Annotated in this window: 11 protein-coding genes; 5 read left to right on the forward strand and 6 right to left on the reverse strand. The window is 66.6% G+C overall.

The features are described 5' to 3' along the window. Positions 1 to 7 precede the first annotated feature (7 nt). A complete protein-coding gene (locus QHC78_RS19445; RefSeq protein ID WP_319747521.1) occupies positions 8 to 1,135 on the forward strand; it encodes a sensor histidine kinase in 1,128 nt (375 codons plus the stop codon). Positions 1,136 to 1,156: 21 nt separating this feature from the next. On the opposite strand, the gene QHC78_RS19450 is transcribed toward QHC78_RS19445, so the two are convergent. The 3 genes from QHC78_RS19450 to QHC78_RS19460 form a co-directional block, all read right to left on the reverse strand. Continuing rightward, positions 1,157 to 1,513: a hypothetical protein gene (locus QHC78_RS19450; protein ID WP_319747523.1), complete on the reverse strand. Its 357-nt coding sequence runs from the start codon at positions 1,511 to 1,513 to the stop codon at positions 1,157 to 1,159. Between the two features lie 91 nt (positions 1,514 to 1,604). Beyond that, a complete protein-coding gene (locus QHC78_RS19455) occupies positions 1,605 to 2,813 on the reverse strand; it encodes an MFS transporter (protein WP_319747525.1) in 1,209 nt (402 codons plus the stop codon). Positions 2,814 to 2,892: 79 nt separating this feature from the next. Next, positions 2,893 to 4,380: an AMP nucleosidase gene (locus tag QHC78_RS19460; RefSeq protein ID WP_319747528.1), complete on the reverse strand. Its 1,488-nt coding sequence runs from the start codon at positions 4,378 to 4,380 to the stop codon at positions 2,893 to 2,895. A gap of 399 nt (positions 4,381 to 4,779) precedes the next feature. On the opposite strand from QHC78_RS19460, the gene crcB reads away from it, so the two are divergent. Beyond that, positions 4,780 to 5,163, forward strand: coding sequence for a fluoride efflux transporter CrcB (gene crcB, locus QHC78_RS19465; protein WP_319747530.1), 384 nt, complete (start codon positions 4,780 to 4,782; stop codon positions 5,161 to 5,163). 101 nt (positions 5,164 to 5,264) lie between these two features. On the opposite strand, the gene ssb is transcribed toward crcB, so the two are convergent. Both ssb and QHC78_RS19475 read right to left on the reverse strand, forming a co-directional pair. After that, positions 5,265 to 5,750 (reverse strand): single-stranded DNA-binding protein, encoded by a 486-nt coding sequence (gene ssb, locus QHC78_RS19470; RefSeq protein ID WP_319747532.1) that lies wholly within the window; start codon positions 5,748 to 5,750, stop codon positions 5,265 to 5,267. 225 nt (positions 5,751 to 5,975) lie between these two features. After that, a complete protein-coding gene (locus QHC78_RS19475; protein WP_319747534.1) occupies positions 5,976 to 7,178 on the reverse strand; it encodes an MFS transporter in 1,203 nt (400 codons plus the stop codon). A 158-nt stretch (positions 7,179 to 7,336) separates the two neighbouring features. Here QHC78_RS19475 and uvrA point away from each other — a divergent pair, with 158 nt between their 5' ends. Next, positions 7,337 to 10,234 carry an excinuclease ABC subunit UvrA gene (uvrA, locus tag QHC78_RS19480; protein WP_319747535.1) on the forward strand — a complete coding sequence of 966 codons (2,898 nt, stop codon included), beginning with the start codon at positions 7,337 to 7,339 and terminating at the stop codon, positions 10,232 to 10,234. A gap of 73 nt (positions 10,235 to 10,307) precedes the next feature. On the opposite strand, the gene QHC78_RS19485 is transcribed toward uvrA, so the two are convergent. Then, positions 10,308 to 10,847, reverse strand: coding sequence for an adenine phosphoribosyltransferase (locus QHC78_RS19485; protein WP_319747537.1), 540 nt, complete (start codon positions 10,845 to 10,847; stop codon positions 10,308 to 10,310). 198 nt (positions 10,848 to 11,045) lie between these two features. Here QHC78_RS19485 and QHC78_RS19490 point away from each other — a divergent pair, with 198 nt between their 5' ends. Beyond that, positions 11,046 to 12,062 (forward strand): KpsF/GutQ family sugar-phosphate isomerase, encoded by a 1,017-nt coding sequence (locus QHC78_RS19490; protein ID WP_319747539.1) that lies wholly within the window; start codon positions 11,046 to 11,048, stop codon positions 12,060 to 12,062. A 6-nt stretch (positions 12,063 to 12,068) separates the two neighbouring features. Beyond that, entirely contained in the window at positions 12,069 to 12,674 is a 606-nt protein-coding gene (locus QHC78_RS19495; protein ID WP_319747541.1) for a KdsC family phosphatase, read from the forward strand. The last annotated feature ends 4 nt before the right edge of the window (positions 12,675 to 12,678 follow it).

Below are 12,678 nucleotides of genomic sequence, written 5' to 3' on the forward strand. Positions count from 1 at the left end.
AGGGCTCATGAGATTGGCCGATTTCATCGATGCGAATCTGGATCTACTCATCAGCGATTGGGCGGCTTTCGCCCGACAGCTGGACCTCCGGCGCACCGCGGTATCGGAACAGGCATTGCAAACCTCGGCGCGGGCACTACTGCGGCAACTGGCCGCGGACTTGCGTACCCCCCTGACGCCGGCCGACGCCCACAGCTGCGTCCCCCAGGTGAACGCTGCCAGCGGCACCGCGCGACAGGCGCGCGTGCATGCGCGCAGCCGTCTGCGTGCGGGCTTCACCCTGCCAGAAATGGTTTCGGAATACTGCGCATTGCGCGCCAACGTCGTGAGCCGATGGACGCGCGAGCTGGACGGCCTGAGCAGCGAAGCGTGCCACGATCTCGTCAAGTTCAACGAAGCCTTGGACGAGGCCCTGAAGGAATCCATCGCCCGTTACTCCGCCGGGCTCGAGCGGGCGCGGGACCTCTTCGTCGGCATCCTGGCCCACGACCTCAGGACGCCCCTGGGCGCCATCGTCATGTCGGCGCAATTGCTCACGCGCGCCGAAGAACTACCCGAAAAGTATCGCAAGGCGGCCACGCGCATCGACCATAGCGGGGCGCGGATGCAGAGAATGATCGACGACCTTCTGGACTTCGCCCGCACGCGGCTCGGTAGCACCTTGCCGCTGTCGATAGCCCGCACCGATTTCGAGGACGTCTGCAACCGTGCCGTGGATGAGATCCGGGCCATCCATCCCGGCTGCGAGTTCGCGCTGGACTGCTCGGGCAACCTGGTCGGCCGCTGGGACGGCAACCGGCTCGCCCAGCTGCTCGCCAACCTGCTGAGCAATGCGGTCCAGCATGGCTACCCCGACCGTCCGGTGTCGGTGCGCGTACGCACTGCCGAGAACGGCGTGATTGCCGAAGTGCACAACGAAGGACCGGCCATCCCGGCCCATATGCGGCATCAGATATTCGACCCGCTCATGCGCGGGCCCCGGTACAGCGCCGAGAAGCGCCGCAGCGGCCTGGGCCTGGGCCTGTATATCGCGCGGCAAATCGCTGCGGCCCACCGCGGCACCCTCAACGTGACGTCGTCCGAATCGGGCACCACCTTCGTGCTGTGGCTGCCGCACGAGCCGCCGGCCGCCTAGCCCGCCGAGCCGCCCGCGCGACTAGCTGCGGTTGTCCGTCTTGGGTGCGTCCGGCGTCTGGTTGCCGGGGTCGGCCGCCGTATCCTTGTCCACCCCGACCGGCAGTCCGATGCGGGAAGGCATGCTGTTCGGATCCACGGGGTGGTTGCCTATGGTGCGCTCTTGGCTGGTCTGCTCGCCTGCAGGATCGTCGGGCCGGGCGGACGGCTGCGAACCGGACGGCTTGACCTGGCCGCCGGAACCCAATTCCGTCAGCTCGCTGCCCGGATCTTCGTTCCCGGTTTCTTCGACCGCGGCCTCCGGTAATCCGTCGGGCGCCGGCTTGGTCGAAGGGGCCTGCGTGCGGTCACCCTGCCCTTGCTTGGAATGGGACGACATATCTACCTCCTCAAGGCCGTACATAGCGTCTGAGCCCTGGGTCGAGCAAGCGGCGTGCCCGGCACCGCGGCCGGAGGCCGGCACGGCGCCGTCAGATCCGGCGCCAGTAGAGCAGCGTCACGGCGCCCACGCAGGCCGCAAGGACCGCCGCCATGGTCCCGAACGCGCCGGTGACAGCGAACGCTTCGGAGAACGACCCCACCAATAGATAGCCGAATGGCATGGTTCCGTTATAGGCCATGCCATAAAGGCCGACCAGCGCGCCCCGCACCGATTCGGGACAGCGGCGCTGGATGGAAGCGTTGATCGACGTAGCCGCGAAGGTAAGGCTGAAGCCCAGCAGCACGAAGGCGGCGCCGCTGACCACGCTGCTCCAGGTAGTCGACAGCAAAGCCAGCGCCACGCAGGCCGACCACGGTGCCACCCGCAGCAATTCGGCCGTGCGTGCGGCGATCGACGACGACAGCACGATGGCGGCGCTCAGCGAGCCCATGCCGGCGCAGGCGAAGAAAATGCCGGTGAACTTGGCGGCATCATGGAAAACATGGTCGGCCAGCAGCGGCACCAGGGTCTGGTAGCTGCCGGCCAGCAGGCCCATGCAGGCGAGGATGGACAGGTACTTCGCGGTGAAGCGGTCATCCAGGACATAGACCAGCGCATTGCGCAACCCGCTGCGTTCGTGTGCCGACGGCGAAGCCTGCACGTGGCTTCGTTTGGGCATGGACCGCACGCACCAGGCCATGAACAGCAACGCGGCGGCATAGGTGAGGAAGGCCGCGGACTGGCCGAACAAGGGATAGATGATGGCCGCCATGGTAGGCCCGACCATGCGGCCGACGTTGTAGACCATGGTGTTCATCGCTATGGCGTTGGGCAGCAGGGCCGCGTCCTCCAGCCCCGTGAGCAGCAGCACCTGGCGGGCGGGCGATTCGATGGCGGTCAGGATGCCGGCGCACAGCGCCAGCCCCAGGATGACGGGCAAGAACAGGATGTGCGCCAGCGACAGCAGGGCCAGCGCGACGGCCACCGCCATGGCCGTGTACAGCACGGCCAGCGTCACCCGGCGGGCATTGGCGGCATTGATGCGCGCGCCGGCAAGCGGCGCCACGACGAGCTGCGGACCATAGAGCAGGAAGTTCAGCAGGGCCAGCACGGCGGCCGAACCCGACAGGTGGTAGACCACCAGGTTCAACGTGACGTTCTGCGTCCAGCTGCCCAGCACCGATACGCCTTGCCCCAACAAATAGCGCCGCATGGTGGGCTCGGACAAAGCAGGGAAGACGCGCTGGAGCAGGGACATGCCAATCCGGGGAAAGAACTCGAATCGAAGATGTTAGCGCACCGCCCGCCGGGCCTGCGCGCCGCAGCGCGGGCCGGCCCTACTGGAACGCAGTCTCCAGGAAGCTGCGCAGTTTCCGGGAATGGAGCCGCTCGGGCGGCATCTTGCTGAGGATCTCCAGTGCGCGCAGCCCGATATCGAGGTGCTGGCCCACCTGCTTGCGGTAGAACGCGCTGGCCATGCCGGGCAGCTTCAACTCGCCGTGCAGGGGCTTGTCGGAGACGCACAGCAATGTGCCGTAGGGAACGCGGAAGCGGAAACCGTTGGCCGCGATCGTGGCCGACTCCATGTCCAGCGCGATGGCGCGGGACTGCGAGAACCGCTGCACCGGCTCCAGGTGCTCGCGCAGTTCCCAGTTGCGGTTATCGATGGTGGCGACCGTACCGGTACGCATGATGCGTTTGAGCTCCCATCCCGACAGGCCGGCCACCTCCTCCACCGCCTGTTCCAGCGCCACTTGCACCTCGGCCAGGGGCGGGATGGGCACCCAGGTAGGCAGGTCGCCATCGAGCACATGGTCCTCGCGGACATAGCCGTGCGCCAGCACGTAGTCCCCCAGCCGCTGCGAGGCCCGCAGCCCGGCGCAATGGCCCAGCATGAGCCAGGCATGCGGGCGCAGCACGGCGATGTGGTCCGTGATGGTCTTGGCGTTGGAAGGACCGACGCCGATATTGACCAGCGTCACCCCCGAATGTCCCGGCCGCACCAGGTGGTAGGCCGGCATCTGCGGCAGCCGGGTGATGGGATCGGCGGGCGTCGGCGTGGCCTCGCCCGCCAGCGTGATGCGGTTGCCCGGCTCGACCAGCGCATCGTAGATCCCCTTGGCGACCAACGCGCGGGCCCGCAGGCAGAACTCGTCGACATAGAACTGGTAATTGGTAAAAAGCACGAAATTCTGGAAATGCACCGGTGCCGTCGCCGTATAGTGCTGCAGCCGGTGCAGCGAATAGTCGATGCGCGGGGCAGTGAACAAGGCCAGCGGCTGCGGTTCGCCAAGCAGATCGCGCCGCGTGCCATTGACGATGGCGTCGTCCGTCACGGCCAGGTCCGGCGTGTCGAACAGGTCGCGCAGCGGCCGCTTCAGCGCCTCGATGTCCTCGCCCTCGACGTAGGTGCCATCGGGAAACGCAAAATGCAGCGCAATGGGCACGTCCGATTCGCCGATCTCGACCGCGTCGCCATGGTTCTTGAGCAACTGCCGGATCTGCTCGACCAGATAGGAGCGGAACAGCTCCGGTTGCGTCACGGTCGTCTGGTAGACGCCCGGTTCGGCCACGTGCCCGTACGACAGGCGCGTGTCGACCTCGTCGTAGGTGTCCACGTGGATGCGGATAAACGGATAGCAAGCCCGGATGCGCCCGGGTGACGAGCCCTGATTAGCAAGCACCTGCCGAAAGCTATCGCACAGGAAAGCCGTGTTGCGCGCGTAGATGTCCACCAGGCGCTGGACGGCTGCCTCCGGGTCGCGGAACGATTCGGTCGTCCAGGGCGGAGGGGTGCGAAGCGGAGTGGAAGCGGACGGAGTCATGGTGGGAACGTCGTTCGATGGCATCGGGAAGACCGCTCTAGCGTTCTGGGTGAAAAGGCCGGCCCGTGCGCCAGCCGCTGAAACGGGCAGCCGGGCCACCTGATATAGCTTAGCGCCGAATCGCATGAGGGGCGGCCGACGAGCCGGCAACGATCCGGCGGACGCATTGGCCGCGCCATACATCTGAGCCCGGCCTCATCGTAGGCCCAGACGCATCGTATAAACTGCCTCCGGAGATGGCATTCCCGCCCGTCACCCGTCGCGTCCCATGACCGCTTCCTGCTCCTCGTCGCCAGCCCGGCGTGCCCCGCCCCCTTGCTCCCGCCTCCATTCCGCCGCCGGCGCACGGAGCATGCGTCCCGGAACGGACGCCGGACTGCCTTCCTCTCGGATCGCATTATGCTGCTCGCGGTAATTGCCATCGCAGTGGGGGCGGCTATCGGCGCGCTGTGCCGCTGGGGGCTGGCGCTGGGCCTGAACGCCCTGCTCCCCGGCTTGCCGCCCGGTACCTTGGCTGCCAACCTGATCGGCGCCTACATCATCGGCCTGGCCATCGCCTACTTCGCCGGCCATCCCGCGCTTTCCCCGCACTGGCGCCTGCTGGTGATCACCGGATTCTGCGGCGGCCTGACCACGTTCTCGACCTTCTCTGCCGAGCTGGTCGCGCTGATCCAGCAGCAGCGGCTGGGCTGGCTGGCGGCGTCCGTCCTCGCCCATGTGGGTGGTTCGGTGGCCATGACCCTGCTGGGCATCGCCACCTATGCGGGATGGCGGCAGGGCTGACAAAAAGCCCCGCCGTAATGGCAGGGCTTCGGGGCGAGCTTCGGAGCGAGGCTTGGAGGATACGCTGGCCTGGGACCGCTGGCTGCCGCAGCGGTGCGGCCTTAGAACGGAATATCGTCGTCCATGTCCGCAAAGTTGGGTGCCGCGCTGGATGACGCCGCGGGGCGTTGGCCGCCCGCGGGCCGGTTGGCCTGGCGCGGGGCCGGCGCGGACTCGCCGTAGCCGCCTTCGCCACCACCGCCGCCACCTTCGCGGCCGCCCAGCATCTGCATCTGGTCGGCGACGATTTCGGTGGTGTATTTATCGGCCCCGGTGTCCTTGTCCTGCCACTTGCGCGTTTTCAGGCGGCCTTCCACGTAGACGGAACGGCCCTTCTTGAGGTATTCGCCAGCGATTTCGGCCAGGCGGTTGTAGAACACGACGCGGTGCCATTCGGTTTCCTCGCGCCGTTCGCCGGAGTTCTTGTCTTTCCAGGTGGACGTGGTGGCGATGGACACGTTGCAGATCGCGGCACCGTCGGGCGTGTAGCGAACTTCGGGGTCGCGGCCCAGGTTGCCGACGAGGATGACTTTGTTGACAGATGCCATGACCACACTCCTGCCCAGGCCGAGCAACTGCCCTGGGACTAAAAAAATTGTTCAGCCGTAAGCTTACCGCACCTGATGGCCATTTTACCGGGACAGTGTGACCGATACATCCGCCCCGAAGGGCGGAAAACAGGCGTTGGACCCGGCGCTATCGCGGGGGCTCGCGCAGATAGCTTGCGCCTGGATAAAACAGTGCGGACCCGTCCGATCCGCCCTCGTTCCCGGCTAACCGGCCACGCTTCGCGCCGTGCGTGCCGGCAGGGGCCTCATTCCCCACGCGGCCAGCAGCCATATCACGGCCAACGTTGCCGCGGCCTGGAACACCGCGGCCGGCCCGAGGTGCGAGAGCAGCCAGCCGCCCAGCGCGCCGCCGGCAAAAAGACCGATCGCCTGACTGGTGTTGTAGAACCCCAGCGCCAGGCCTTTGAGCGCGGGCGGGGCCACGCGCGACACCAGCGACGGCTGCATCGCTTCGAGGATGTTGAATACCGAGAAGAAAAGAACCAAGGCGGCGACCAGCCACGCGAAGTGCTGCTGCGCCCAGGTCAGTAACAAGCAGACCAGCACCAGGCCGCCAATGGCGGCGAGCAGCGTCTTGCGATGGGTAGCGAAACGCTCGGTCACGCCGATCACCGGCACCATGACGACAAACGAGCCCAGGACCACGGGCAGGTAAACCTTCCACAGCGAGCTGGCCTCCAGCCCGCCGGCATGCACCAGCGATGCCGGCACGACCACGAATAATGCGACCTGGATCAGGTGCAGCGTGAACACGCCCAGGTTCAGGCGCACGAGGTCGGGATGGGAGAGCACGCTGGACATGGAAACGGACGCGACGCGCGGCGCGGGCGGCGCGGCGGGAACGACCCATGCCGCCACGGCAAGCGCGGCCACGCCCAGCGCGGCGATGGTCCAGAACAGGCCGGTGAGACCGCCCCACCCGACCAGCACCGGCGCCAGCACCAGCGATACGGCAAAAGTCAATCCAATGGACGCGCCCACCATGGCCATCGCCTTGGTCCGCACCTCGTCGCGCGTCGCGTCGGCCAGCCACGCCGTCACCGCCGCCGAAATCGCGCCCGCCCCTTGGATGGCACGACCGATCGTGATCCAGAACAAATCGTCGCTGACCGCGCACACCACGCTGCCGATCACGAACAACACCAACCCGAAAACGACCACCGGACGGCGCCCCCAGCGGTCCGACGCCAGCCCGAAGGGAATCTGCATGAAGGCCTGCGTCAGCCCGTACATGCCCAGCGCGAGCCCGACCCGCGCCGGATCGCTGCCGCCCGGCAGCCCCTTGGCCGCCACGGCAAACACCGGCAGCAGCAAGAACAGCCCGAGCATGCGGCACATGAACAGCGCCGCCAGCGACAAACTGGCCCGGCGCTCGAAGGAGGTCATGCGAAAGGAAGAGGAAGTCATTCGTCGCCACAGAAGAATGCCATCGCGACCAAGGGCGCCGCGGATCCGGCTCCGCCGGTCCGCCGGCGCCGCCCCCCTGGGGGGCGTGCGTCAGCACGTACGGGGGGGTTATATTACCAAGTTGCCTTTTTTGCAGACCGGCTCGGGAACAGGCTTTGATGGATGTCATCCGCATCAGGGGTGCCCGCACCCACAATCTGAAGAACGTATCGCTGGAGCTGCCCCGCCACCAGCTCGTCGTGATCACCGGGCTGTCCGGTTCGGGGAAATCCTCGCTGGCGTTCGACACACTCTATGCCGAGGGGCAACGGCGCTACGTCGAGAGCCTGTCGGCCTATGCACGGCAATTCCTGCAATTGATGGACAAGCCGGAAGTCGACCTGATCGAGGGTCTCTCGCCGGCGATCTCCATCGAGCAGAAGGCCGCCAGCCACAACCCCCGGTCGACCGTCGGCACGGTCACCGAAATCCACGATTACCTGCGGCTGCTGTTCGCCCGCGTGGGCACGCCCTATTGCCCGGATCACCATCTGCCGCTGCAAGCGCAAAGCGTAAGCCAGATGGTGGACATTACGCTGGCGCTGCCGCCCGAAAGCCGCCTTGCCATCCTGGCGCCGCTGGTCCGCGACCGCAAGGGCAGCTTCGAAGACGACCTGGCCAGCCTGCAGGCCCAGGGATTCGTGCGGGTGCGCGTGGACGGCGAGGTGATGGACATCGACAGCGTGCCGCCGCTCAAGAAGAATGAAAAGCACAGCATCGACGTGGTCATCGACCGCCTGCGGGTGCGGCCCGACGCGCAGCAGCGCCTCGCGGAAAGCTTCGAGACCGCCATCGGCCTGGCCGAAGGCCGGGCGATCGTGCTGGAACTCGACGCCGGGCCCCCGCGCGAGCATCTTTTCTCCAGCCGCTATGCCTGTCCCGTATGCGGCCACAGCTTGCCGGAACTGGAACCCCGGCTGTTCAGCTTCAACAACCCCATTGGCGCGTGCCCGAGCTGCGATGGCATCGGCCACGTGGGGTTCTTCGATCCGAAACGGGTCGTGGCCTTTCCAGAACTCAGCCTGGCCGGCGGAGCGATCCGCGGCTGGGACCGGCGCAATCCGTTCTACCACCAGCTGCTGACCAGCCTGGCGGCTTTCTACGGTTTCGATGTCGAGACGCCTTTCGACGAGCTGCCCGAGGAGATCCGGCAGCGCATTCTCTATGGCTCGGGCGACCAGGAAATCGCCTTTACCTATGTCAACGAGAAAGGCCGCACGACGGTCCGCTCGCATCCCTTCGAAGGCGTGATTCCGAATCTCGAGCGCCGCTGGAAGGAAACCGAGTCGGCCACGGTGCGCGAAGAGCTGGGGAAGTACCGCAACGTCAAGACCTGCCCGGACTGCCATGGCTCGCGGCTGCGCGCCGAGGCTCGCAACGTCAAGGTCGGAGAAGGCGACTATGGACGCGCCATCTATCAACTGGAAGCCTTGCCGCTGGCCGATTGCCTGGACTGGTTCGAAGGACTGGCCCTGACCGGCGCCAAGCGCGAGATTGCGGACCGGATCGTGCGCGAAATATCGGCCCGCCTGACCTTCCTCAACAACGTCGGCCTGAGCTACCTATCGCTGGATCGCAGCGCGGACACCATTTCGGGCGGGGAAGCGCAGCGCATACGGCTGGCCAGCCAGATCGGCTCGGGGCTGACCGGCGTGATGTACGTGCTGGACGAGCCGTCCATCGGATTGCACCAACGCGACAATGACAGGCTGATCGCCACGCTGCGCCACCTGCGCAACCTGGGCAACAGCGTGATCGTGGTCGAGCACGACGAAGACATGATCCGCGAAGCCGACTGGGTCGTGGACATGGGCCCCGGCGCGGGCGAGCGCGGCGGCGAAGTGGTCTCGCAGGGTTCCCCGGCGCAGATCGTGGCCGACCCGAAGTCGCTCACCGGCCTGTACCTGAGCGGCCAGAAGTCCATCCCCATCCCGGCGCGCCGGCCGGTGCACGGGCAGGAAGACCTGGCGTGGCTGGAACTCAAAGGCTGTACCGGCAACAACCTGAAGGGCGTCGACCTGCGCGTCCCGGCCGGCCGCCTGGTGTGCGTCACCGGCGTGTCGGGTTCCGGCAAATCCACGCTGATCAACGATACGCTGGTCAACGTGGTCTCGCGCCATCTGTACAACAGCCAGACCGAGCCCGCGCCCTATGAGTCGATCGAAGGGCTGGAGCATTTCGACAAGATCATCAGCGTGGACCAGAGCCCGATCGGCCGTACGCCGCGCAGCAATCCGGCCACCTATACCGGGCTGTTCACGCCGATACGCGAATTGTTCGCTGGCGTTCCGGAGGCCCGCGCGCGCGGCTACGACCCCGGCCGCTTCAGCTTCAACGTCAAGGGCGGACGCTGCGAGGCCTGCCAGGGCGATGGCGTGGTCAAGGTGGAAATGCACTTCCTGCCCGACATCTACGTTCCCTGCGATGTCTGCCACGGCAGCCGCTACAACCGCGAAACGCTGGAAATCCGCTATCGCGGGCGCAACATCAGCGAGGTGCTGGACCTGACGGTCGAACAGGCGCTGGATTACTTCGACGCCGTGCCCGCCATCGCACGGCGGCTGCAGACGCTGATCGACGTGGGCCTGGGCTACATCCGCCTGGGGCAAAGCGCGACGACCCTGTCGGGCGGGGAAGCCCAGCGGGTCAAGCTATCGCAGGAACTCTCCAAGCGCGGCACCGGCCGCACCCTCTATATCCTGGACGAGCCCACCACCGGGCTGCATTTCCATGACATCTCGCTGCTGCTGGAGGTCATCGGGCACCTGGTGGACGCCGGCAACACCGTGGTCGTGATCGAGCACAATCTCGACGTTATCAAGACCGCGGACTGGATCATCGACATGGGGCCGGAAGGCGGCGACGGCGGTGGCCAGATCGTGGCCCAGGGCACGCCGGAGGAAATCGCCGAGGTCGCCGCGAGCTACACGGGCAGTTACCTAAAGAAGTATCTGGCGCCCTGCGCGCCGGCCCCGGCGGCCCGGCCGGCACGCAAGGCCCGGCAGAAAACGGGCTGATCGACGGCGAAGCGGGTGCGGTGGCCGCTGGTGTCGCCCCCAGGCGCGGCCAGCGCCCGGCGGCCATGCGGCCTTATTCGTCGAATTGGCAGACGGTATAGAGGTTCAGGCCCGAAGCGCGGATGGCGCCCGACCCGCCCAGCTTGGGCAGGTCGATGACGGCGGCGGCCTCGACCACGTTGGCGCCGAGCCGTTGCAACAGCTTCATGCCGGCCAGCATGGTGCCGCCGGTGGCGACCAGGTCGTCCACCAGCAGGACGCGCTGCCCCGGCCGTACGGCATCGGCATGCATTTCCACCGACGAGCTGCCATATTCGAGGGAATATTGCTCGGCAATGGTGTCGTAGGGCAGCTTGCCTTTCTTGCGTACCGGCACGAACCCCAGGTTCAGCTCGTGCGCGATCACGCTGCCGACGATGAATCCGCGGGCATCGATACCCGCCACCAGGTCGAGGCGCTGGTTCATGTAGCGGTAAACGAACAGTTCTATCAGCACGCGGAAGCTGCGGGGATCCTGCAGCAGCGGCGTAATGTCGCGAAACAGCACGCCCGGCTCGGGCCAGTCGGGCACCGTGCGTATGCGATCGCGGATGTAGTTCGGGTCCAGGAACATGGGCGGCTCGGCCAGGAAAAAGACGGAAAAACCGGGATTCAGGCGCCCGGGAACGGAGGATGCACTTTAACGCAAAGAACGCGAAGCAAGGATCATGCCCTTGCTACTATACTGGTAGATCGTCGCAATTGAATGACCGTTGCCGCGTTGCCGGCGCACACCTGTTTTGCCGGCTCTGGCAACGGTTCGGACCCCATCATGAACACCTCAGACAACGGCACGTCCAACGTATACGTTCCCGGCACCCCCGGGCCCGTCGACGTCATCGACTCGGCCCGCAGTACGCTGGCGGTGGAAATCGAAGCGCTCCAGGCCCTGTCCGACCGCCTCGACCGCACCTTCGTGCGCGCGGTCGACATCCTGCTCGGCTGCCCGGGACGCGTCGTGGTCAGCGGCATCGGCAAATCGGGCCATATCGCCCGCAAGATCGCGGCCACCTTCGCCTCCACCGGCACCCCGGCCTTCTTCGTGCACGCCGCCGAGGCGGTGCACGGCGATCTGGGCATGATCACCGCCAAGGACGTCTTGGTCACGATTTCGTACTCGGGCACGACGGCGGAACTCCTCACCATCGTACCGTTGGTCAAGCGCCTGGGATCGCAACTGATCGCCATTACCGGCAATCCCGACTCCGAACTGGCCCTGCTGGCCGACGTGCACCTGGATGCCAGCGTGCCGCAGGAAGCGTGCCCCCTCAACCTGGCTCCCACGGCAAGCACGACGACGGCGCTGGCGCTGGGCGATGCCCTGGCAGTCGCCTGCCTGGAAGCCCGCGGCTTCGGTCCGGAAGACTTCGCCCGTTCGCATCCGGGCGGGGCGCTGGGCCGGCGGCTGCTGACCCATGTCAGCGACGTCATGCGCACCGGCAAGGACCTCCCCATCGTGCCGGTCAGCGCCTCGGTCACCGAAGCGCTGGTCGAAATCACGCGCAAGAGCATGGGCATGACGGCGGTGGTGGATGGCGACCGGGTGGTCGGCATCTTCACCGATGGCGACTTGCGCCGGCTGATCGAGCGCGAAGGCGACATCCGCAGCCTTACGGTAGTTGCCGGCATGACGCGCAACCCCCTGTTCATCGGCCCCGACGCCCTGGCCACCGAGGCGGCGGCGCTGATGGACGAAAACCGCAAGAACCAGCTGCTGGTGCTCGATGCCAAGGGCAAGCTGGTCGGCGCCCTCAATACCCACGACCTGATGGCAGCTAAGGTGCTCTGACGTTCCATGGCGATTCCTCTCACTCCCCATCCGGCCGAAGCGCTGATCCTGGCCCGTGTGCCGCAAGACGTCCGTGAACGCGCCTCGCGGCTGCGGATGATGATTTTCGACGTCGACGGCGTCCTGACCGACGGCAGGCTCTACTACGGCGAACACGGCGAGACCATCAAGCGCTTCCACGCCCTGGACGGTTTCGGCCTGCGCATGCTGCACGAAAGCGGCGTCGAGGTCGCCTTCATGACCGGGCGCGATTCGCCCACCGTTTCCCGGCGCGCAGCCGAACTCGGCATCTCCGAGGTCCAGCAAGGCGTGCGCGACAAGAACGCCGCCGTCATCGCGCTGGCGCAGCGCCACAGCCTCGAACTCGAGGAAATCGGTTTCATGGGCGACGACATCATCGACCTGACCGTCATGCGCGCCGTGGGCTTTGCCGCCAGCGTGGCCGAAGCGCCCGTGTACGTCTCGCAGGCTGCCCACTGGGTAGCCACCCGCCCGGCCGGCAACGGCGCCGCGCGCGAATGCTGCGACGTGATCCTGGCCGCCCAGGGCCGCCTGGGCGGCTACATCACGACCCGCGCCCGCACCACGCTAACCTCGGGGTCCCCGCAATGAGAGG

The sequence above is a fragment of the Pigmentiphaga sp. genome (assembly GCF_033795525.1).
In the GTDB taxonomy this organism is placed as follows: Bacteria; Pseudomonadota; Gammaproteobacteria; order Burkholderiales; family Burkholderiaceae_B; genus Pigmentiphaga.

Excerpts from the sequence above, each read along its gene's own strand:
- QHC78_RS19445 (WP_319747521.1), top strand. The coding sequence starts at position 8 with ATGAGATTGGCCGATTTCATCGATGCGAATCTGGATCTACTCATCAGC.
- QHC78_RS19450 (WP_319747523.1), bottom strand. The coding sequence starts at position 1,513 with ATGTCGTCCCATTCCAAGCAAGGGCAGGGTGACCGCACGCAGGCCCCT.
- QHC78_RS19455 (WP_319747525.1), bottom strand. The coding sequence starts at position 2,813 with ATGTCCCTGCTCCAGCGCGTCTTCCCTGCTTTGTCCGAGCCCACCATG.
- QHC78_RS19460 (WP_319747528.1), bottom strand. The coding sequence starts at position 4,380 with ATGACTCCGTCCGCTTCCACTCCGCTTCGCACCCCTCCGCCCTGGACG.
- crcB (WP_319747530.1), top strand. The coding sequence starts at position 4,780 with ATGCTGCTCGCGGTAATTGCCATCGCAGTGGGGGCGGCTATCGGCGCG.
- ssb (WP_319747532.1), bottom strand. The coding sequence starts at position 5,750 with ATGGCATCTGTCAACAAAGTCATCCTCGTCGGCAACCTGGGCCGCGAC.
- QHC78_RS19475 (WP_319747534.1), bottom strand. The coding sequence starts at position 7,178 with ATGACTTCCTCTTCCTTTCGCATGACCTCCTTCGAGCGCCGGGCCAGT.
- uvrA (WP_319747535.1), top strand. The coding sequence starts at position 7,337 with ATGGATGTCATCCGCATCAGGGGTGCCCGCACCCACAATCTGAAGAAC.
- QHC78_RS19485 (WP_319747537.1), bottom strand. The coding sequence starts at position 10,847 with ATGTTCCTGGACCCGAACTACATCCGCGATCGCATACGCACGGTGCCC.
- QHC78_RS19490 (WP_319747539.1), top strand. The coding sequence starts at position 11,046 with ATGAACACCTCAGACAACGGCACGTCCAACGTATACGTTCCCGGCACC.
- QHC78_RS19495 (WP_319747541.1), top strand. The coding sequence starts at position 12,069 with ATGGCGATTCCTCTCACTCCCCATCCGGCCGAAGCGCTGATCCTGGCC.